This is a genomic window from Lentzea sp. NPDC059081, from assembly GCF_042738015.1.
Taxonomy (GTDB): Bacteria; Actinomycetota; Actinomycetes; order Mycobacteriales; family Pseudonocardiaceae; genus Lentzea.
In genome coordinates, this window is the sequence record NZ_JBHYGW010000010.1 from 14865 (window position 1) to 34528 (window position 19664).

The window sequence follows — 19664 nt, forward strand, 5'->3', positions numbered from 1 at the left end:
GACTCCACCGCGTCCTGGCTAGTCTCTTCCGAAGAAGTTTGCTAGGAGGTTGCAGCGGTGTTGTCGTGCGTTGAAGTTCGCCGATCCGCGGGAGGCCTCCGGTTGTTCGTCCGTCCCCCGGCCGCGCTGCGCTGGAGCGCGCGGCTGGGGTACGAACGGGTGTCGGAGCTGTTGGTCGCGATCCGCGAGGCCGAGTCGTGCTCGGTCCCGGACGTGGCGTTGAGGTACGTGCCGGACCAGCGCACCGGCGAGGCGGAGCTGAGGTGCGAGACCGGGTCCGTGCTGCTCGACGCCGACGAGGTGTCGGCGTTGCACGACGCGTTACGCGCGCACATGCCGGACCGGATGAAGCCCCTGCCCGTATAGACACTGCCCGTGTAGGAACCTGCCCGTTGGGGCAGCCGTTCGTGCCCGCCGGGACGTCGGTGCGTTGATGGTTCCCGGCGCCGCGCCACGCGATCGTGGACGGTGTGATCCACGAGGTTGACGAGGCACTGCGTCGCCTGGTCCGCGACGAGGCGTTGCGCGGTTCGGACCTGGAGGTCGCGTTCGACGCGCCGACCAAGGACTGGGCGGCGCGCCGCAACGCGCCCACGGTCAACATCTACCTCTACGACATCCGCGAGGACATCAAGCGTCGCCAGCGCGGGCTGCTCAACGAGTACGACGCGCAGGGACAGGTCGCGGCACGGCACCTGCCGCCGCGGCACATGAAGCTGTCGTACCTCGTCACGGCGTGGACGCAACGGCCGGAGGACGAGCACCGGCTGCTCTCCGACCTGCTCATGGGGTTCATCGGGTACGACGCCGTGCCGCCGGGGCTGCTCAGCGGGTCGCTGGCCGAGATCGGGTTGCCCGTGCCGATGACGATCGCGTTGCCGCCGCCGGAGGACCGGGCGTTCGCCGACGTGTGGAGCGCGCTGGGCGGTGAGCTGAAGCCGTCGCTGGACGTCGTCGTGTCGGCACCCGTGTCGTCCGGCCGGAAGTTCACCGCCGGGCCGCCGGTGAGCGAGGGCGTCGAGCTGCGCTCCGGCTCGGAACGGGTGCGGCACAACGTCACCGCCGACGGGGTGTCGATGCGCAAGGTGGCGCCATGATCTTCGAGCGGATGGCGGGGCTCGAGCGGCGGATCCGGATGGCGGTGGCCGCGCGCAGGGCGACGGACCCCAACCCCGACGACCCGTTCCGCGGGCTCTACCTGTCGGACGAGGTCATCGAGGCGTTGCTGGACAGCGGGCGGGAGCCGTTCGCGCCGTTCACCGGGACCGTCGCGGACGGGCGGCTCGGCAGGCTGGCCGCGCGGGCTCGACTGTCCGAAGTGGACGTCGAGCTGCTGCTGGTCGCGCTGGCACCCGACGTCGACAGCAGGTTCGAGCAGTTCTACGGCTACCTCAACGACGACGTGACGCGGCGCAGGGCCACCACCGGGCTCGCCCTGCGGCTGTGCGGGCTCGCCGAGGCCTCGCCGCAGGGCCGGTCGCGGCTCGACCACGGCAGCCCGCTGGTCCGCTGCGGGCTCGTGACGGTCGAGGACCCGGAACGGCCGTTGCTCAGCAGGTCGTTGCGGGTGCCCGACAGGGTCGGCGCGCACCTGCTCGGTGACGACCGGCCGGACCCGGTGCTCACCGACTTCGTGACGCTGCCGGGCAACCCGGTGCGGATGCCGGGCGACGACCGGCTGGCGCGCGGCATCGAGCGCGGCGTGCGGCTCGTCTACCTGCGCGAGCACCCCGGTGGCGGCGCGGCGGAGCTGGCCGTGGCGGCGCTGGCGCAGGCCGGTTTCCCGGCGTTGCTGGTCGAGGCGGGCCGGCTGGCGGACCCGCTGGTGGTGAAGCGCGAGGCGTTGCTGCGCAGCGCGGGGATCGTCGTCGGCCCGATCGACGCGGGGTTCACGCTGGACCCGTTGCTGCACGACGAGATCCCGGTCATCGCCTACGGGTCCGGGGCGTGGGAGCCGCGCTGGACCAGGACGCCGCCGTTGCAGCACGACGCCGTGCAGGTGCCGTTCGACGTGCGGGTGGCGTTGTGGCGGGCCGAGCTCGACGGCAAGCTCGCGCACGGCATCGACCCGGCCGAGGTGACCGCGCACTTCGTGCTCGGGCCCACCCAGATCAGCAGGGCGGCGAACGCGGCCTCCGTCTCGGCGCTGGCCGACGACGGGATGGTCGACGTCACGCACCTGAGGGCGGGCGCGCGCAGCCAGAACGCGGGCGGCCTGCAACGGCTGGCGCGGCGCATCGAACCCGCCGTCACGTGGCCGGACCTCGTGCTGCCCCTGCCCATCACGGCGTTGCTGCACGAGCTCGCGGCCAGGGCGAAGCACCGCGACCGGGTCATCGACGAGTGGCGGATGCGGCCCGGCGGGGGACGCGGGCGCGGCGTGACGGCGTTGTTCGCCGGCGACTCGGGCACCGGCAAGACGATGTCCGCCGAGGTGGTCGCGGCGTCGCTCGGCCTCGACCTCTACACGGTCAACCTCGCGACGGTCGTGGACAAGTACGTCGGCGAGACGGAGAAGAACCTGGAGCGGATCTTCGTCGAAGCGGCCGGGGTCAACGGCGTGCTGCTGTTCGACGAGGCCGACGCGATCTTCGGCAAGCGCTCGGAGGTCCGGGACGCGAACGACCGGTACGCGAACATCGAGAGCGCCTACCTGTTGCAGCGCATGGAGTCGTTCGACGGCATCGCCGTGCTGGCCACGAACCTGCGGGCGAACCTCGACGACGCGTTCACCCGCCGCCTCGACGTGATCGTGGACTTCCCGTTGCCGGACGCGGACCTGCGGCGCGGCCTGTGGGACCGCTGCCTCGGCTCGTCGGTGCCGCGGTCGTCCGATGTGGACCTCGAGTTCCTCGCCGAGTCGTTCGAGCTGGCGGGCGGGCACATCCGCTCGGCGGCGGTGACGGCGGCGTACCTCGCGGCCGCGGCGGGTCACGTCGTCGGCATGGTCGAGCTGATCGGCGCCGTCGCGCGCGAGTACCGCAAGCTCGGCCGGCTGGTCGGGCAGCGCGAGTTCGGCCGCTACTTCGAACTGGCCACCGAACGCCTGGTGGGATGACGTGGAAAGAAGGTTGTGATGCGCGGGCACGAACACGAGCACGAGGAGTCGTCGCATCCCCAGGGCGACCGGCACCCGCAGGAGCAGACCGATCTGATGGGCCGTGCCGCCGTCGCCGGGCGCACCGACGTGCTCGGGCACTCCGGCATGCTCGGCCTGCAACGGGCCGTGGGCAACGCGAGTGTCGGCGACGTCGTCTCGTCCGGCGGGTCGCCGCTCGACGCGGGGGTGCGCGCGGACATGGAAGGCCGGTTCGGGCAGGACTTCTCCGACGTCCGGGTGCACACCGGGTCGGCGGCGCACGACTCGGCGAAGTCGGTGAACGCGCAGGCGTACACCGTGGGGTCGAACATCGTTTTCCAGCGCGACAAGTACGACCCGTCGTCGGACTCCGGCAAGCACATGCTGGCCCACGAGCTCACGCACGTGGTGCAGCAGCGGTCCGGGCCGGTCGAGGGCACGGACAACGGCAGCGGTGTGAAGGTCAGCGACCCGTCCGACCGCTTCGAGCGCGAGGCGGTCTCCAATGCCGACCGAGTGATGTCGGCGCCCGCTCCGGTGCAGCGCTTGGCGGACCACGGCAGCCACGGCGGTGAGATGGCGGTGCAGCGCGAAGAGGCGCCCGCCGAGGAGGAGACCGCCCAGACGTTCGTGCAGCGGGCAGAGGAAGAGGAAGAAGCGCCCGCGGAGTGAGGACTAGCTGATCGGCGCCGGTGAGCTCGCCTCGGGAACGAGGACGGCGGGAGCACCGGTGCCGTCGGCGGGCACCGACCACACGTCGTTCAGGCCGTCGTCGCGCTGGATGCCGTACGCGACGGTCCGGTCGTCGACCCAGGCCGGCTGGTCGTCGACACTGCGGGTCTCGGCGAGCTCGGTGATCTTCTTCGACGCGAGGTCGAGCACCGAGACGCGCCAGCCTTTCTGCGGATCGCCGCCCACCGCCTTCTTGTAGGCGATGCGGGTGCCGTCCGGGGACAGCGACGGGCACTCGACGTCGTCCAGGTCGGTCAGCGGGTGCAGCTTCCGTCCCGCGAAGTCGCCTTCGAGCAGGTAGCGGTGGCCGCCGGTGGACATGGTGGCGTAGAAGCGGTTGTCGTCGCCGGTGAACGTGACGCCCCAGTAGTTCGTGTCGACCGGTCGTTGCGGCATGCCCTCGACGGCGAATTCCTCCAGCGTCGTGACCAGCGCGCCGGTCTGCGTGTCGAGGATGCCGGTGCTGGTCGAGAAACCGTTGGCCGCGTAGGAGTGCCCGTCGACGAACAGCGTCCACGCCACCATCCGGCCGCTGGCCGACACCCGCGTCCGGTTCGGGAACCCGGTCAGCGGAACGGTCTTGAGCTCCTTCAGGTCGCGGTCGAGCACGGCCAGCTCGCTCGCCTTCAACGCACCGGCCGGGCGCAGGCACGAGATCGTCCCGGCGGCGGAGTACGCGCGGTCGCAGCTCTGGCCGGTGACCTCGCGGGAACCGGCCGGGTCGGTGCGCGACACCGTGGACAGCTTGCCGTTGCTCAGGACCATCAACCGCGGCCCGGCACCCGCCGGGACGGACCGCGCGGCGTCGTCCGGCGTGGCACCGGACAGGGCGGTGTAGCCGACGGCGACGCCGCCGAGCAGGACGGCGGCGGTCAGCGTGATCAGCAGGCGGCTGTTCATGAGCGGCGTCCCAGCAGTCCGGCGGTGGTGAGCAGGGCCAGGACGACCGCGACCGCGGCGGCCCTGGTGGCGGTCTCCTGGCTCCAGAACTGCCAGGCGAGACCGAACAGCACGGACGAGCCGAGGTAGGCCAGCGCCTGTCCACTTTGGATCAGCGCGATGCCGGTGGTGCGCAGCCGTTCGGGCAGCACCGGCCCCGCGAGCGCCATCAGCACGCCGTCCGTGCAGGCGTAGAACACGCCGTACAACAGCACGACCAGCACGAGGAGCGGCCAGCCGCCCAGCGGTCCGAAGAGCAGCAGGTAGACCAGCGTCAGCGCGCCGTAGCCGGCCAGCATGACCTTGAGCCGCCCGATCCGGTCGGCGAGCGCGCCCAGCGGAGCGGCGAGCAGCAGGTACACCAGGCTGGTTCCCACGGCGAGCAACGGGAACCAGCCGAACGCCAGCCCCTCGCGCTTCTGCAGCAACAGGTACACGAACCCGTCGCCGATGGTGACCAGCCCGAGCAACGACGCGGCCAGCACGATCCTGCGCACCGCCGGGTCCTTCAGCAGTGCGAGCTTCAGGGGTTGCCTGCGCTCCACCGGTTCCGGCCGGTCACGCACGTAGAGCACGAGGACCAGCACGCCGAACGCGGCGATGCAGAAGCTGGTGACGAACACGGCGTCGAACGACTGTGCCGAGGCCGCGAGCACGGCCATCGCGACCAACGGCCCGGCGAACGCGCCGATGCCGTCCATCGCCCGGTGCACGCCGAACGCCCGGCCCAGGTCGTCGCTGGGCGTGGAGAGGGTGATCAGCGCGTCGCGCGGTGCCGTCCGCAGTCCCTTGCCCGCGCGGTCCGCCGTGATCACGAACCCCAGTGCGGTCAGCGAGCTGCCCGCGGCGAGCAGACCGAGCTTGGCCACGGCGGACAGGCCGTACCCGAGGCCCGCCACCGCTTTGCGCCGGTGGGTGCGGTCGGCGAGGTAGCCACCCGCGAGCCGCAGCAGGGTGGTGGCGCCGGTGTAGACGCCGTCGACCAGCCCGTACGCGGCCGGGCTGAGCTGGAGGCCGATGACCAGGTACAGCGGCAGGATCGCGGCCACCATCTCCGACGAGACGTCGGTGATGAGACTGACCGTGCCGAGCGCGAAGACGTTGCCGCTCAGCCCCTTCCAGTTCGCCGTCCTGGGTTTGTCGATGGTGGACAGGTACATCATCGGCCTCCGGCCCGGTTCGTGGCGTGCCGGCCCGTCAGTGGCAGTTCGTGGTGCCGCTGTCGGCGTAGGTCTTGCCCGCCTCGGGGACGAACTGCCAGTCGAAGCTGCCGCTGTGCAACGTCAGCTTCAGCACGCCGCGGGTGCCGGTGTTGCGCGCCTCGCTGTTCGGCTGGATCGTGCCGAACCCGTACGCCCCGGCGCCGCCCATGCCCGCGACGAACGACCGGATGCCGCGCGTGGTGTCCAGGCCGCCGTTGGGGTTCATCGGCGCGAACCGCTCGTACTGGTGGTTGTGGCCGGTGACCACGACGTCCGCGTTGTAGTCGTACAGCGCCTGGAACAACGGCCTGGTCGCCGTCGAGGGCGCGTGGTTGGCGCCGCTGGTGAACAGCGGGTGGTGCCAGTACGCCGCGGTGCAGGTCTTCGTGCTCGCCGCCAGGTCCGCGCGCAGCCACTGCTCCTGCGCATTGCCCGCCGACATGCTGACGTTGGAGTTCAGCGACACGATGTGCCAGTCGCCGATGTCGTAGGAGTAGTAGCCCCGGCCCGACGGACCGGCGAGCGAGCCGAAGTAGTTGTAGTACCCCGTGGCGCCGCTGGTGTTGTAGTCGTGGTTGCCGGGGGAGGGCTTGGTGCGCGCCTTGTGCCGGCCCCACGTGGGCTCGTAGTAGTTGGCGAACTCCGACGCGGTGCCGTTGGTGTAGACGTTGTCGCCGGTGGTCCAGACGGTGCCCTGGATGTTGTCCAGCAACGCCGCGGTGGCGGTGTCGCCGGAACCGGAGTCGGCGATGTCGCCCGCGCCGACCCACACCGGGTCGCCGGGTGGCTGCGTGGTGCCGTCGGTGACCACGAGCTGCGGTGCGGTCGTGCCGGACTCGCGCGAGTCGTAGTCGGCGCCGTCCGTGCTGCTGGACGTGATCGCGATGCTGTAGGTGCCGTTGCCCGTGACGTAGCTGGTGACGTCGACCTCGTACCAGGCGTTGCGGACGACCTCGCCGAGCGAGCCGAGCGTGGCGCCGTCGACCGCGGGCTGGTTGTTCCAGGTGACCCCGGTCTCGGTCCAGCCGACGGCGGACGTGGACCGGAAGGTGCCGCCGCTCGGGCTCTGCGAGCCGGACACGTCGTCGGTGTGGACGCGCAGCTTGACGCTGCTCACCGAGCCGCTGATGCCCGCGACGGTGAACTTCAGGAACGTCCGCTTGGTGGGCGAGCCGTCCGTGCCGAGCTGCCCGGCGGTGCCGTAGTTCGTTCCAGTGGCGGAGCTGTCGACGTAGGTGTCGGCAGTCGGGGTGAAGGTCGTGGTGGCCGCTTGGGCGGCCGTGGAGGCGGTGAGGGTGGCCGCCGTGACGATGACCGTGGAGAGCACGGCCAGGGGAGCCCTGCGACGTGACATGCCTGTCCTCGGGGTGGTGGGCGGACATGGGCCGTCGGCGAGAGTAGGGCGAACTGGTTCGGTCACCAATGATCGTTCGGCGGCAGTTGGGTGAACGGTCGGAAAACCCCTCCCCGGGGTGACCGCCGCGTCGCCGTCCTGGCTCTTCCTCGACCACTGCCCCTTCGGGCAGTCACCGGCTCCCTCCAGCACCGTCGCCGGGTCGTGTCGGGTTCCCGGTGATCGACGCAGCATTGGTCGCACAGCATTCCGTACGACTTGGGAGGCCGTCGATGCCCACCTATCTCTCGCCGGGCGTGTACGTCGAGGAGGTGGAGGCAGGTGCCCGCCCGATCGAGGGCGTCGGCACCGCCGTCGCCGCGTTCGTCGGGTTCGCGGCCAAGGGTGACTACAACACCCCGACGCTGGTGTCGAACTGGGCGCAGTACACCGAGAAGTTCGGCGACTTCGCCGAGGGCTGCTACCTGCCGCTGGCCGTCTACGGCTACTTCCTCAACGGTGGCACCAACTGCTACGTCGTGCGCGTCGGCGGCGAGCGGTCCGCGCCCGCCCTGCCCGCCGGTCCGTCGGCCGTGCTCGGCAGCTACCGCGTGGCGGCGCGCGAGCTCGGCGCCGGCACCCTGTCCGTCGAGGTCGGCGACGCCGCGGGCGAGAACCCGCCGGACGACCGCTTCGCGTTGCTGGTCAAGGACAACGGCAAGGTCGTCGAGACGCACCAGGTGACCTCCAAGCGCGGCAAGGAGAACGTCCTCACCGTTGTGAACACGGCGTCGAAGCTGATCACGATCGAGGAGGTCGCCGGCGCGTCGGTCGCCAAGCCGGACAAGGCGACGGTCGCGCTGCGCGAGGCTCCTGCCACGCCGCCCGTGCCGCGCAAGGTCGTGGCGGACGACTACGTCGGCGACGTCGCGGACCGCACCGGCTTCGGCGGCCTGGAGGCCGTGGACGAGATCACGATGGTCTCGGTGCCCGACCTGATGAGCTCCTACCAGCGCGGGCTGATCACGCTGGAGGCCGTGAAGACCGTGCAGGCCGCCATGATCGCGCACTGCGAGCTCATGGGCGACCGCATGGCGATCCTCGACCCGCCGCCGGACCTCTCGCCGGACCAGGTGAAGAACTGGAAGCAGGTCGAGGCGGGCTACGACTCGAAGTACGCGACCCTCTACTACCCGTGGATCAAGGTCTACGACCCGGCCACCTCGGACAACATCTTCGTGCCGCCGTCGGGCCACATGGCCGGCGTGTGGGCGCGCACCGACGCCACCCGCGGCGTGCACAAGGCACCGGCGAACGAGACCGTGCGCGGCGCCGTGGCGTTGCAGACGCAGCTGACCAAGGCCGAGCAGGAGCTGCTGAACCCGATCGGCGTCAACTGCATCCGCTCGTTCACCGGCCGCGGCATCCGCGTCTGGGGAGCGCGCACCCTGTCGTCCGACCCGGCCTGGCGCTACCTGAACGTCCGGCGGCTCTTCAACTACCTCGAAGAGTCCATTCTGGACGGAACGCAGTGGGTCGTGTTCGAGCCCAACGACGACGCCCTGTGGGCCCGGATCCGCCGCACCATCGCCGCGTTCCTGGTGATGGAGTGGCGCAAGGGCGCCCTGTTCGGCCTGACGCCCGACGAGGCGTTCTACGTCAAGTGCGACCGCGAGACCAACCCGGCGGAGGGCATCGACCTCGGCCAGGTGGTCTGCGAGGTCGGCATCGCGCCGGTCAAGCCCGCGGAGTTCGTCATCTTCCGGCTCGCCCAGATGCAGGGCGGCACCAGTCTGGTCAACGAGTAAAGGCGGTTCATCGACATGGCACTCCCCGATCTCGACACGTCGGTAGGCCACTCGTTCGGCCTGGAGGTCGACGGCATCACGATCAAGCAGATCTCCGAGGTGACCGGCCTGAAGATGGAGCAGGACGTCATCGAGCTCAAGCAGAACATGGCCGACGGCAAGTACGTCGTGAAGAAGCTGCCCGGCCGCATGAAGGCGGGCGAGGTCGTCTTCACCCGAGGCCTCACCTCCGACAACTCGTTCGAGAAGTGGGTGAAGGACTCCCGCTTCGGCAAGATGGGCAGCGCCCGCAAGAACGGCGTGGTCGTCGTCTACGACTACGAGGGCCAGGCCATCAAGCGCTACAAGATCATGCGGGCGTGGCCCAAGGCGCTGGAGATCGGCACGCTGAAGGCCGGCGACACCTCCGTCCTGACCGAGAAGCTCACGGTCACCTACGAGGAGATGGACGTCGAGTGAAGCGCTCTTCTGCGGTTGCTCCGGAGATGCGCACGGAGTTCGCGTTCGAGCTCCCGCGCGGCTACGTGGACGACTCGGGCGTCCTGCACCGCTCCGGCGTGATGAGGCTGGCGACGGCCCGCGACGAGCTGATCCCGTTGCGGGACGACCGGGTCCGCGAGAACGCGGCGTACCTGACCGTCGTGCTGCTGGGGCGCGTGGTGGTGCGCATCGGGTCGGTGACCGACGTGCACGCGGGGATCATCGAGAACCTGTTCGCCTCCGACCTGGCCTTCCTGCAGGACATGTACCGCCGGATCAACAGCGAGGGCCACACGCGCTCGCCGGTCGCGTGCCCGTCGTGCGGGCACGGGTTCGAGGTCGACATCGCGGGCGGGCGCCTGGGGGAATCGTGACGTACGCGCCGGACCGGCTGTACTCGGAGGTCGCGTACGTCGCCTACCACTTCCACTGGTCGCTCGACTCCATCCTGGACCTGGAGCACGGCGAGCGGCTGCGCTACGTGGAGGAGATCGGCCGCATCAACACGCGGATGTCGGCGGGGTCCGGTTCTGGTTCTGGTTCTGGGTTTTCGGCTTCGGGGTTCTCTGCTTTGGGGAGGTGAATCGCTGTGTGGCCCTTTCGACGGCGCCCCACCCGGCTGCCCGTGGTGCGCGCCGACTGGCGGTCCCTGCCGCGCCTGCAACGCCTCGTCGCCGAACACCCGCTGACCAACCCGGTGTCGGGCTTCACGTCGCAGCTGGCGTCGTGGCAGAACCCGTCGTTCCTGGAGCCGCTGGCACACCTCGTGAGCCCGTCCGAGCCTTCGGGGTCGATCGCTGACGTGGCGTCGCCCGCGGCTCCTCCCCGGGAGGGGCCGGTGGTGTCGCGGGCGGTTGCTCCTCGGCCCGTGGTGTCGCGCGTTGTGGAGGGGGTTGGGGCTGCGGCTCCTCGGGTGGTGACGCCGGAGCCGGTGGTGCAGAGGGTGGAGTCGGGTCCGGTTGTGCCGGATGCCGTTGCGGCGCCTGTAGATGCGCCGGATGTGGGAGTGCCGGAAGTGAGTGTGCAGGAGATGGGTGCGCCCGAGGTGGGCGTGCCGGAGGTGCCGGTCACGCCCGAGCCGGAGGCCGCGGAGGTTTCGGCGGAGCCGGCCGCGCCAGAGCCGGTGGCGCTGGACGTGGTCGCGCCAGAACCGGCGGTGCCGGACGCGGTGGAGCCAGACGCGGTGGTGCCGGAACCGGTGGACCAGCCGTCGGAAGTCGCGCCGCTGGTCGGCGCGACCGTGCCGGCAAATCCAGCTCCCTCGGTGTCCGCGCCGGTGCAGAGGCACGTTGACGCGCCCGAACCTGCGGTGAGGCCGCGGAGGCTGGGACTCGGCGAGCCGATCTCGCCCGTGCTGCAACGCGCGGTGGACCCCAGCGGCCCGCCGCCCGCTACGGCAGCAGGGGAGAAGCCGACTGCCGCAGCGCCAGTGGTATCGAGCCCAGCGGTACCGAGCCCTGTGGTGCCCAGCCCTGTGGTGCCCAGCCCAGTGGTGCCGAGCCCAGTGGTGCGTGGGCCTGCGGTGCAACGGGCGGTGCGGCCTGCCGAGACTTCCGTGGTGCAACGGGCGGTGCGGCTTCCCGAGGCTCCTTCGGTCCCACCGCCGCCAACGGTCGCGCCGGCTCCGCTGCCTGTTGTGCCGAACATGCCACCGGCAGGGCCTGCGGCGACTGTCGTGCAGAGGGCGGTGGAGCCGGAACCAGAGGTTCTGCCGGAGGTCTTTCCGGTAGTTCCCGCGACTCCCGAGGTCCACGAAGTCGGCACGTCGTCCACGGCTCCGCTGGTAGGGGATGTCGCGCCGGTGGTGCGGACGGGTCGGGTGCCCGAGGCGAAGGTTCCTGCCGAGACCGCGGTGCAGCGGCAGGCCGAGTTCGTTGTCCCGCCGGCTGTTCCGTCGGTCGGGTCGGCCAAGTCGGGTGCCTTGCCGGAGGTTCGGGCGGCTGGTGCCGTCGAGACCGCTGTGCAGCGGGTCGTCGAGGTCGACACACCTGCGGTGACTCCGGTGGTGCAACGGGTCGGCGAGGTGCCGGTGTGGCGTGCGGTGGACGCGGGGCCCGACGTTCCCGCGGCGAGGCAGACGGTGGGGGAGAACACCGCGCCGCCAGCGTCCGTGCAGCGCCAGTCGATGCCGCTTCAGTCGATACAGCGCCAGTCGACGCCGGCCCAGGTGGCACCGCCCCAGGGGATTTCACCCCAGGGGATGCCGCTCCAGACCATGCCGCCCCCGCCTGCAGCTCCGTTGTCCACCGCGCCTGAGCCCGCCGCGCCTGAGTTTGCGCCACTCCTATCCGCGCTGCCCGAGTCGGCGCCAATGCTGTCCACGCTGCCCGAGTCCGCGCCAACCCTGTCCGCGCCGTCCGACTTCGCGCCGCCGCTGTCCGCGCCGCCCCTGTCCGCGCCGGCCGAGTCCGTTTCGCCGCAACCCGCACCGCTGCAGTCCGCGCCGCTCACCGGTGCGGGCATGCCTCTCGTGCAGAGAGTCGTCGAGGCCGGGAACGCTCCGCTGCCGGAGGCAGGGCCAGGTGGTGAGGCGCCGACCGCCGGACTGGTCGGGCAGCTGACCGTGCTGAACCTCGGTGCGGACTCGCCCGCCGTGCAGAGATCGGTGGGAGCACCAGCACAAGCGGACTACGGCACTCAGCCCGGCAACCAGCTCGCCAGCCACCCCGTCAGCCAGCTCAGCACCCCACCCGGAACCCGACCCGGCCGCCAACTCGGTACCCCGCTCGGCGGTCAGCCCCTCGTGCAGCGGGTCAGCGGGCCGGTCGTCCAGGCCATGCCGGTGGTCGAGCAGGTCATCGCCCGCACGCCCGAACCGAGGTCGAAGCCGGAGCCCGAGCCGGAGCTGCAGCGCGCGACCGAACCCGTGGTGCACAGGGAAGTCGTCCAACGGGTCGAGGCCGCACCGCCCGCGCAAGCCGCCGAGGCGCCCGCGCAGGCGGAGGCGGCCGGGCCCAGCGCCGACGAGTTGCTCCGCAAGCTGTACGACCCCTTGCTGCGCCGGCTCAAGGCCGATCTGTGGCTCGACCGCGAGCGTCGTGGGGCGCTCACCGACCTGTGAGGACTTGCCATGACCGCACCAGAGGAAGCCGTCGCCGTCTGCTTCAGCGTGTCCGTCGACAAGGACGACCTGGGGTCCTTCAACAGCTGTGAGGGGCTCGGCTGCGAGTTCGTCATCGAGCAGCGCGAAGAGGGCGGCAACAACGGGATGGTGTGGCAGCTGCCCACGCGCATCAAGTACCCCAACGTGAAGCTGTCCAGGCCGGTCACCAGGGACAGCCAGAAGATCACCAGCTGGATCGCGGGCATGGCCGCGGGGATCAAGAGGAGAACCGCCGTCATCGAGGCCAAGACCCTGGAGGGGACGATCATCGCCAGCTGGTCGCTGTCCGAGGTGATCCCGGTGCGGTGGACGGGGCCGCAGCTCAGCGCCGAGCAGACCAAGGTCGCCACCGAGACGCTCGAGCTGGCGCACCACGGCTTCCTGGACGCGCGATGACCGTCACGTTCACGAGCGCGGGGTCGGCGACCACGTCCAAGAAGATGGAGCACGCGACCCTCACGGTGCACGAGCCGCCGAAGCCGGGCGGGCTGCAGAAGCCGGGGGCGCAGATCGACGAGGTCAGGTTCCAGTTCAACCCCAAGGAGCTGACGCTCGCCAAGAACGCCAAGTGGCAGCGGCAGACCCAGCCCAACGCGGCCAAGGCGGGCGTGCCGGAGTTCAAGGGCGCCGAACCCGCCAAGCTCGCGCTGGAGATCTTCCTCGACTCCACCGACACCATGGGCGACGCGACCATCAAGAAGGTCGAGCAGCTCTTCAACCTCACCGTGCCCACCAAGGACTCCCGCCAGAACGGCAAGGGCAGCCCGCCGTGGGTCATCTTCAAGTGGGGCACCACGACCGGGTTCCCGAGCTACGTCTCCGGCGTCACCGCCAAGTACACCCTCTTCACGCCCGGCGGCATGCCGGTCAGGGCCGTCTGCACGGTCAACCTGGAGGAGGTCAGCGGCGAGCCCGGCGGCCAGAACCCGACCAGCGGGGCACTCGCCGCGCGGGACGCGCACACGTTCACGGCCGGCGACAGCCTGCAAAGCCTGGCGTACCAGGCCTACGGCAACCCGGAGCTGTGGCGGCACATCGCCGCGGCCAACGACATCGACGACCCGATGCGGCTCCAGCTCGGCACGACCGTCCTCGTTCCGGCGTTGGAGGAGATCCAGCATGGCTAACGAGAGCTTCGCCAACAACCTCGTCGTCGAGGTCGAGGGGCAGCCGCTGCCGGCGGACGTCAAGCTGCTGCTCACCTACGCCTACGTCGACGACAGCCGGAACCTGCCGGACATGTTCGTGCTGCGGTTCCGCGACCCCGGCCACGTCGTGCTCGCCAAGGCGGGGTTCAAGATCGGCGCCAAGGCCGCGCTCAAGGTGCAGACGGCCGACCCCGGCGGGCCGAAACCGCTGATGAGCGGTGAGATCACGGCCGTCGGCGTCGAGCTGGACGCGCACGGCACCTTCACCGAGGTCCGCGGCTACGACGAGGCGCACCGGCTCTTCCGCGGCAAGCGCGTGGCGGTCTACCCGAACATGACGGTCGCCGACGTCGTCCGCAAGGTCGCCGACCGCGCCAGCATCAGGCCGGGGACGATCGACGCCGTGCCGGGCTTCGGCGGACGGCCGGACACGCAGCTCAGCCAGGACAACGTGAGCGACTGGGAGTTCCTGAGCCGCCTCGCGCGCACCGTCGGCGCGCAGATCGCGGTGAAGGACGGCAAGCTCGACTTCAAGCTGCCCGAACCACCCGCGAAGGCACCGCAGCCGGGCGCCAAGGCCAAGTCGAACCCGCTCGTGCTGGAGCTGCACAGCACGCTCGTCGCGCTCAGGGCCGGTATCACGACCGCGGGCCAGGTGCCCGAGGTGCAGGTCAGGGGCTGGGACTTCGAGAACAAGCAGGAGGTCGTCGCCACCGCCGTCCCGAACACGGCGGGAGTCGAGGTGGCGCAGGCGAACCCCGCCGCGCTCGCGAACAAGTTCAAGGCACCGCCCCACCTCGAAGCGGGCCTGCCCTACCGCACGCACGCCGAGGCCAAGACGGCCGCGGACGCGCTCGCCGCCCAGCTCGGCGGGGCCTGCGCCGAACTGACCGGGGTGGCACGGGGGAACCCGGAGCTCAAGGCGGGCACGGCGGTGGCGCTCACCAACGTCGGCGAGCAGTTCCAGGGCAAGTACACGCTCACCAGCACCCGGCACCTGTTCGCCGAGCACACCGGCTACACCACGGAGTTCACCGTCTCCGGCAAGCAGGAGCGCTCCCTCTACGGGCTCGTGCACAGCACGAAGGACAGGCAGCTCAACGGACTCGTGCCCGCCATCGTCACCAACGCCAAGGACCCGCTGCAGATCGGCCGCGTCCAGGTCAAGTTCCCGTGGCTGTCCGGCGAGCTCACCAGCGTCTGGGCCCGCACGGTGCAGCAGGGCGCCGGCGCGAACCGCGGCACGCTGATCGTCCCTGAGGTCGGCGACGAGGTGCTCGTCGGCTTCGAGCACGGCGACTTCGACGCCCCGTACGTGCTCGGCGGCCTCTACAACGGCAAGGACAAGCCGCCGAAGCTCGGCAAACCGGCGGTCGACGGCGCCAGCGGCGAGATCGCGGCACGCGGGTTCGTGAGCCGCAAGGGCCACAAGGTCGAGTTCGTCGAGGACGACGGCATCGTGATCTCCAGCGGTGACGGGAAGTTCGTCGTCAAGCTCGACCAGAAGGCGCAGAGCGTCGAGATCACCAGCGGCAAGACCATCACGGTCAAGGCGCAGAACGGGATCACCGTCGACGCGGGCACCGGTCCGCTGGAGCTCAAGGGCCAGAAGGTGTCCGTGAAGGCGCAGACCGACCTCACGGCGGAGGGCACGAACGTCAAGATCGCCGGCCAGGCCCAGACGGAGGTCACGGCGAGTGGCCCGCTCACCGTCAAGGGCGCCATCGTGAAGATCAACTAGGGGGAACGCGATGCCACCCGCGGCCAGAGTCGGTGACATGACGGCACATCCGGGCGTCATCACCGGACCCGGCGTGCCCACCGTGCTGATCGGCGGCAAACCCGCCGCGACGGTGGGGGACCTGCACACGTGCTCGTTCCCGCCGCCCGCCGTCCACCCGCCGACACCCATCGTCCCGCCGGGCTGCCCCACCGTGCTCATCGGCGGCAAGCCCGCGGCCCGCGTGACCGACATGAGCGGCTGCGGCGCGCCGATCCTGCCGCCCGGCGCCCCGACCGTCCTGATCGGAGGGTGAGCGGTGGACTTCATCGGCAGGGGCATCAGCTTCCCCGTCCGCACCGACGCGACCGGCTCGCTCGCGCTCGTCGACGGCGACCGCGAGATCGTCGAGAGCATCCGGCTGATCCTCGCGACCGCGCCGGGCGAACGCCCGATGCGGCCCGAGTTCGGCTGCGCGATCCACGACCTGGTGTTCGCGCCCGCCGACTCCACGACCGCCGGGCAGATCGCGTACGAGGTGCGGCAGTCGCTCGAGCGGTGGGAGCCGCGCATCGACCTCACCGACGTCGTCGTCGACTTCGCCGAGGTCGCGAGCGGCACGCTGCTGATCGACATCCGCTACACCCTGCGCACCACCAACGACCCGCGCAACCTCGTCTTCCCGTTCTACGTCATTCCGCCCCACGAGGACGGTGCTTGATGCCGCTTCCCCTGCCGAACCTGGACGACCGCCGGTTCCAGCAGCTCGTCGACGAGGCCAAGCGCCGCGTCCAGCAGCGCTGTCCGGAGTGGACGGACCACAACGTCTCCGACCCCGGCGTCACGCTGATCGAGGCGTTCGCGCACATGGTCGACGAGCTGATGTACCGGCTCAACCGCGTCCCCAAGCTGCACTACCTCAAGTTCCTCGACCTGATCGGGGTCGAGCTGTTCGCCCCGACCGCCGCCCGCGTCGACGTCACCTACTGGCTCTCCGCACCGCAGCCGGCCCCGGTCGAGGTGCCGCGGGGCAACCAGGTCGCGACCCAGCGCAAGGGCGTCGAGGACCCGGTCGTCTTCACGGTCGACCGCCCGCTCACGATCGTGCCCTGCGAGCTCGCGCACCTTGCCACCGCCACGGCGAACGGCCAGCCCGTGGACCGCACGGACGACCTGAGGGCGCTGAAGGAACCACCGGCGTTCGGCGAGCGGCCGGAACCGGGCGACGCCGTGCTGTTCGGCCTGTCCGCCGCGGTGCCCGGCTGCGCGGTGCTGCTGCGGTTCGACTGCGACCCGATGGGCTCCGGCATCAACCCGGCCGACCCGCCGTGGGCGTGGGAGGCCTGGACCGACGACGGCTGGACCGCCTGCGAGGTCGACAGCTTCACCAACGGCGGCTTCAACTCCGCCGGCGACGTCGTCGTGCACGTCCCGGCCGGCCACACCACGTCCGTCCTGACCCGCAACCGCGCCGGCTGGCTGCGGTGCCGCGCCGCCGAGCTGTGGCAGGGCCAGCCGTTCTACCAGCGCTCACCGCGGATCCGCGACGTCACGGCGGTCACGATGGGCGGCACCACCGAGGCCGTGCACGCCGACGTGGTCAGGGGCGAGACCGTCGGCGTCTCGGAAGGCGTGGCGGGGCAGCGGTTCCCGCTCGCCCGCACCCCGGTCGTCGCCGGCGCGCCCATCACCGTCGAGGTCGCGACCACCGACGGCTGGGACACCTGGACCGAGGTCCCCGCGTTCACCGAGTCGGGCCCGGACGACCGGCACTTCCTGGTGGACAACACCGAGGGCCAGATCATCTTCGGCCCCGCGGTCCGCCGGGAGGACGGCAGCCTGCGCCACTACGGCGCGGTGCCGGCCAAGTCGGCGGCGATCCGCGTGCCCGAGTACCGCACCGGCGGCGGCACCAGGGGCAACGTCGCCCGCAACCTCGTGACGGTGCAACGGGATCCGGTCCCGTTCGTCAGCAACGTCACCAACCGCAAGCCAGGCAGGGGCGGCGTGTCCGGTGAGTCGGTGGAGGACGCGGCGCTGAGAGGCCCGCTGTCGCTGCGCACCCGTGACCGCGCCGTGACGGCCGAGGACTACGAGATCCTCGCCAAGGAAGCCGCACCCGAGGTCGCACGGGTGCGGTGCGCGCCGGGGGAGGACGGCGTGCGGGTGCTGGTCGTCCCCGCCGTTCCCGCGCACGAGGAACCGAACTTCGCGGCCTTCCAGGTCGACCAGGAGACCCTCGAACGGATCGCGGGCCACCTCGACGCACGGAGGTGCGTCGGCGCGCGGGTGAGCGTCGAACCACCGTTCTACCAGGGCGTCACGGTGGTGGCGGACCTGAAGGCACGTCCCGGCACGCCCTCAGAAGCGGTGCGCGCACGGGCGATGGACGCGCTGGGCGACTACCTCGACCCGATCCGCGGCGGTGCGGAGGGCGGCGGCTGGCCGTTCGGCCGGCCGGTGCACTCGGGCGAGGTGTACGCGGTGCTGCAACGGATCGCGGGGGTGGAGCTGGTGGAGGACGTGAAGCTGTTCGCGGCCAACCTGGTGACGGGGGAGCGCGGGCAGTCGGTGCAACGGGTGGACCTGCCGCCGAACGGGCTGGCCTTCTCGTACGGGCACCAGGTCCGGGTGGCGAGGAGCTGACATGCGCAGTGCCGTCGACGACCTCGTCTCCCCGCACCCGCTCGGCGAGCGGATGCCCGCCGTCTACACCGACGACGACTTCACCCAGCGCTTCACCCGTGCCCTCGACGAGGTGCTGGCCCCGGTCTTCACCGTCCTCGACTGCTTCACCGCCTACCTCGACCCTCGCATCGCCCCCGAGGACTTCGTCGACTGGCTCGCCGGCTGGGTGGCGCTGGACCTCGACGAGAGCTGGTCCGCGGCCCAACGGCGCGAGCTCGTCGCCAGGGCCGTGCACCTGCACCGGTTCCGCGGCACGGCAAGGGGGATCGCGGAGCACGTGCGGCTGCTCACCGGTGGCCGGGTCGACGTCGTGGACAGCGGCGGCACGGCCACCTCCGCCCACGCGCAAGGCCCCCTGCCGGGCAGTGCGCCCGCCCACGCGCTGATCAGGATCCGGGTGGCGGACCCGGACGCCGTCGACAGGGCGCGGATCACCGCGGCGGTCCGCCGGATGGTGCCCGCCCACGTCGCCACGACCATCGAGGTGACCTCATGATCGTCTGCCAGAGCTGTGGTGAGCACAACGCGCGGAACGCCGAGTTCTGCGGCAACTGCGGCGACTTCCTCCAGTGGACCGGTGCCGAGGCGCAGACCGCCGCGGTCCGGCCGGATGCCACCCAGCAGCAACCCCAGCCCCACCACCGTCCACAACAGACGCTGAAGCGCGAGCCGCAGCCCGGCGACCTTATCTGCGGCATGTGCGGATCGGGCAACCCGGACACCCGGCGGTTCTGCGGCATCTGCGGCCACTCGCTGGTGGACGCGGTGAAGCAGGAACAGCCGTGGTGGAAGCGGTGGGTCCCCAGCAGGGGCCCGAAGATCAGGGAGCACGGCAGCCGCCCGCGCCGCGCCCGCGGGGTGGGGCGGGGCGTCGGCAAGGCGATCCGCTGGACGCTGGTCGTGGTCCTGCTGCTGTTCGGCGGCCTGTACGCGTTCTCGCAACCGTTCCGCACCAGCGTCAACACGAAGGCGATCGCGGCCAAGGACACCGTCGCCGGCATCTTCGTCGAGGACTGGGTGCCGCTGCGGCAGTCCTCGATCTCGGCCGCGCAGCAACGCCCCGACCACCCGGCCGCGCTCGCGATGGACAACGACAAGGGCACCTTCTGGGCCGCTCCCACCGACCCGAAGACCGCGGCGCTCACGATCAAGTTCGACCACCCCGCCGACCTCCGCCGGATGATCGTCTACAGCGGCGACCCCAAGAAGTACCTGGGCTCCCAGCGACCTCAGCGCCTCACGCTGGTGTTCGACACCGGCAAGACCCACGACATCACGCTGACCGACCAGCCGGACCAGCAGGAGCACGCCATCGCGAACGGCGACGGCGTCCGGGAGGTCCAGGTCCTCGTCGCGGGCGTCTACCCGTCCGCGGAGAGCACCGACACGGTGATCAGCGAGATCGAGCTGTTCGCGAAGCAGGTGAACTGAC

19 protein-coding genes and 1 pseudogene are annotated in these 19664 nt (G+C 71.0%); 17 read left to right on the forward strand and 3 right to left on the reverse strand.

Going from position 1 to position 19664, the window contains the following annotated elements; all coding sequences use genetic code 11:
* Positions 1-102: 102 nt before the first annotated feature.
* The 4 genes from ACFWV3_RS22580 to ACFWV3_RS22595 all read left to right on the forward strand — a co-directional run bounded on the left by ACFWV3_RS22580 (position 103) and on the right by ACFWV3_RS22595 (position 3751).
* Positions 103-366: a hypothetical protein gene (locus ACFWV3_RS22580; RefSeq protein WP_382413393.1), complete on the forward strand. Its 264-nt coding sequence runs from the start codon at positions 103-105 to the stop codon at positions 364-366.
* A 104-nt stretch (positions 367-470) separates the two neighbouring features.
* The gene (locus tag ACFWV3_RS22585; protein ID WP_382413394.1) at positions 471-1097 is read left to right on the forward strand and encodes a DUF4255 domain-containing protein; all 627 of its coding nucleotides are present in this window, start codon (positions 471-473) and stop codon (positions 1095-1097) included.
* Complete coding sequence (locus tag ACFWV3_RS22590) at positions 1094-3058, forward strand: ATP-binding protein (RefSeq protein ID WP_382413395.1); 1965 nt, start codon at positions 1094-1096, stop codon at positions 3056-3058. The genes ACFWV3_RS22585 and ACFWV3_RS22590 overlap by 4 nt, the downstream gene beginning before the upstream one ends.
* A gap of 18 nt (positions 3059-3076) precedes the next feature.
* Complete coding sequence (locus tag ACFWV3_RS22595; RefSeq protein WP_382413396.1) at positions 3077-3751, forward strand: DUF4157 domain-containing protein; 675 nt, start codon at positions 3077-3079, stop codon at positions 3749-3751.
* Between the two features lie 3 nt (positions 3752-3754).
* Here ACFWV3_RS22595 and ACFWV3_RS22600 read toward each other — a convergent pair whose 3' ends face one another.
* The 3 genes from ACFWV3_RS22600 to ACFWV3_RS22610 are packed head-to-tail and all read right to left on the reverse strand — an operon-like array spanning position 3755 to position 7306.
* Entirely contained in the window at positions 3755-4711 is a 957-nt protein-coding gene (locus ACFWV3_RS22600; protein ID WP_382413397.1) for a TolB family protein, read from the reverse strand.
* The gene (locus ACFWV3_RS22605) at positions 4708-5910 is read right to left on the reverse strand and encodes an MFS transporter (RefSeq protein WP_382413780.1); all 1203 of its coding nucleotides are present in this window, start codon (positions 5908-5910) and stop codon (positions 4708-4710) included. The genes ACFWV3_RS22600 and ACFWV3_RS22605 overlap by 4 nt, the downstream gene beginning before the upstream one ends.
* Positions 5911-5947: 37 nt before the next feature.
* Positions 5948-7306 carry a DNRLRE domain-containing protein gene (locus tag ACFWV3_RS22610; RefSeq protein WP_382413398.1) on the reverse strand — a complete coding sequence of 453 codons (1359 nt, stop codon included), beginning with the start codon at positions 7304-7306 and terminating at the stop codon, positions 5948-5950.
* Positions 7307-7578: 272 nt separating this feature from the next.
* On the opposite strand from ACFWV3_RS22610, the gene ACFWV3_RS22615 reads away from it, so the two are divergent.
* The 13 genes and pseudogenes from ACFWV3_RS22615 (at position 7579) to ACFWV3_RS22675 (ending at position 19663) form a co-directional block, all read left to right on the forward strand.
* A complete protein-coding gene (locus tag ACFWV3_RS22615) occupies positions 7579-9093 on the forward strand; it encodes a phage tail sheath family protein (protein ID WP_382413399.1) in 1515 nt (504 codons plus the stop codon).
* A 15-nt stretch (positions 9094-9108) separates the two neighbouring features.
* The gene (locus ACFWV3_RS22620; RefSeq protein WP_382413401.1) at positions 9109-9552 is read left to right on the forward strand and encodes a phage tail protein; all 444 of its coding nucleotides are present in this window, start codon (positions 9109-9111) and stop codon (positions 9550-9552) included.
* 26 nt (positions 9553-9578) lie between these two features.
* Positions 9579-9947: a hypothetical protein gene (locus ACFWV3_RS22625; protein ID WP_382413782.1), complete on the forward strand. Its 369-nt coding sequence runs from the start codon at positions 9579-9581 to the stop codon at positions 9945-9947.
* Positions 9944-10096, forward strand: a pseudogene (locus ACFWV3_RS22630) (DUF6760 family protein); the annotation flags it as partial. The gene ACFWV3_RS22625 and the pseudogene ACFWV3_RS22630, both read left to right, overlap by 4 nt.
* 1296 nt (positions 10097-11392) lie before the next feature.
* Positions 11393-12634, forward strand: coding sequence for a hypothetical protein (locus ACFWV3_RS22635; protein WP_382413403.1), 1242 nt, complete (start codon positions 11393-11395; stop codon positions 12632-12634).
* A gap of 9 nt (positions 12635-12643) precedes the next feature.
* Positions 12644-13072: a phage tail protein gene (locus ACFWV3_RS22640; RefSeq protein ID WP_382413404.1), complete on the forward strand. Its 429-nt coding sequence runs from the start codon at positions 12644-12646 to the stop codon at positions 13070-13072.
* Positions 13069-13803, forward strand: coding sequence for a peptidase M23 (locus ACFWV3_RS22645; RefSeq protein ID WP_382413406.1), 735 nt, complete (start codon positions 13069-13071; stop codon positions 13801-13803). Before ACFWV3_RS22640 ends, ACFWV3_RS22645 begins: the two co-directional genes overlap by 4 nt.
* A complete protein-coding gene (locus ACFWV3_RS22650; RefSeq protein ID WP_382413408.1) occupies positions 13796-15565 on the forward strand; it encodes a VgrG-related protein in 1770 nt (589 codons plus the stop codon). The genes ACFWV3_RS22645 and ACFWV3_RS22650 overlap by 8 nt, the downstream gene beginning before the upstream one ends.
* Before the next feature lie 10 nt (positions 15566-15575).
* Positions 15576-15860 carry a PAAR domain-containing protein gene (locus tag ACFWV3_RS22655; RefSeq protein WP_330856978.1) on the forward strand — a complete coding sequence of 95 codons (285 nt, stop codon included), beginning with the start codon at positions 15576-15578 and terminating at the stop codon, positions 15858-15860.
* 3 nt (positions 15861-15863) lie between these two features.
* Positions 15864-16265, forward strand: coding sequence for a GPW/gp25 family protein (locus ACFWV3_RS22660; protein ID WP_382413411.1), 402 nt, complete (start codon positions 15864-15866; stop codon positions 16263-16265).
* On the forward strand, positions 16265-18190 hold the full coding sequence (locus ACFWV3_RS22665; protein ID WP_382413413.1) for a putative baseplate assembly protein: 1926 nt from the start codon (positions 16265-16267) through the stop codon (positions 18188-18190). Before ACFWV3_RS22660 ends, ACFWV3_RS22665 begins: the two co-directional genes overlap by 1 nt.
* 1 nt (position 18191) lies before the next feature.
* The gene (locus tag ACFWV3_RS22670) at positions 18192-18728 is read left to right on the forward strand and encodes a phage tail protein (RefSeq protein ID WP_382413415.1); all 537 of its coding nucleotides are present in this window, start codon (positions 18192-18194) and stop codon (positions 18726-18728) included.
* Entirely contained in the window at positions 18725-19663 is a 939-nt protein-coding gene (locus tag ACFWV3_RS22675) for an NADase-type glycan-binding domain-containing protein (protein WP_382413417.1), read from the forward strand. Before ACFWV3_RS22670 ends, ACFWV3_RS22675 begins: the two co-directional genes overlap by 4 nt.
* Position 19664 lies beyond the last annotated feature (1 nt).

What these genes read in the sequence shown, in the direction of transcription:
- ACFWV3_RS22640 (WP_382413404.1), top strand. Translation starts at nt 12,644, where the DNA reads ATGACCGCACCAGAGGAAGCCGTCGCCGTCTGCTTCAGCGTGTCCGTC.
- ACFWV3_RS22675 (WP_382413417.1), top strand. Translation starts at nt 18,725, where the DNA reads ATGATCGTCTGCCAGAGCTGTGGTGAGCACAACGCGCGGAACGCCGAG.
- ACFWV3_RS22605 (WP_382413780.1), bottom strand. Translation starts at nt 5,910, where the DNA reads ATGTACCTGTCCACCATCGACAAACCCAGGACGGCGAACTGGAAGGGG.
- ACFWV3_RS22665 (WP_382413413.1), top strand. Translation starts at nt 16,265, where the DNA reads ATGCCGCTTCCCCTGCCGAACCTGGACGACCGCCGGTTCCAGCAGCTC.
- ACFWV3_RS22600 (WP_382413397.1), bottom strand. Translation starts at nt 4,711, where the DNA reads ATGAACAGCCGCCTGCTGATCACGCTGACCGCCGCCGTCCTGCTCGGC.
- ACFWV3_RS22645 (WP_382413406.1), top strand. Translation starts at nt 13,069, where the DNA reads ATGACCGTCACGTTCACGAGCGCGGGGTCGGCGACCACGTCCAAGAAG.
- ACFWV3_RS22650 (WP_382413408.1), top strand. Translation starts at nt 13,796, where the DNA reads ATGGCTAACGAGAGCTTCGCCAACAACCTCGTCGTCGAGGTCGAGGGG.
- ACFWV3_RS22615 (WP_382413399.1), top strand. Translation starts at nt 7,579, where the DNA reads ATGCCCACCTATCTCTCGCCGGGCGTGTACGTCGAGGAGGTGGAGGCA.
- ACFWV3_RS22625 (WP_382413782.1), top strand. Translation starts at nt 9,579, where the DNA reads ATGCGCACGGAGTTCGCGTTCGAGCTCCCGCGCGGCTACGTGGACGAC.
- ACFWV3_RS22620 (WP_382413401.1), top strand. Translation starts at nt 9,109, where the DNA reads ATGGCACTCCCCGATCTCGACACGTCGGTAGGCCACTCGTTCGGCCTG.
- ACFWV3_RS22670 (WP_382413415.1), top strand. Translation starts at nt 18,192, where the DNA reads ATGCGCAGTGCCGTCGACGACCTCGTCTCCCCGCACCCGCTCGGCGAG.
- ACFWV3_RS22655 (WP_330856978.1), top strand. Translation starts at nt 15,576, where the DNA reads ATGCCACCCGCGGCCAGAGTCGGTGACATGACGGCACATCCGGGCGTC.
- ACFWV3_RS22595 (WP_382413396.1), top strand. Translation starts at nt 3,077, where the DNA reads ATGCGCGGGCACGAACACGAGCACGAGGAGTCGTCGCATCCCCAGGGC.
- ACFWV3_RS22590 (WP_382413395.1), top strand. Translation starts at nt 1,094, where the DNA reads ATGATCTTCGAGCGGATGGCGGGGCTCGAGCGGCGGATCCGGATGGCG.
- ACFWV3_RS22610 (WP_382413398.1), bottom strand. Translation starts at nt 7,306, where the DNA reads ATGTCACGTCGCAGGGCTCCCCTGGCCGTGCTCTCCACGGTCATCGTC.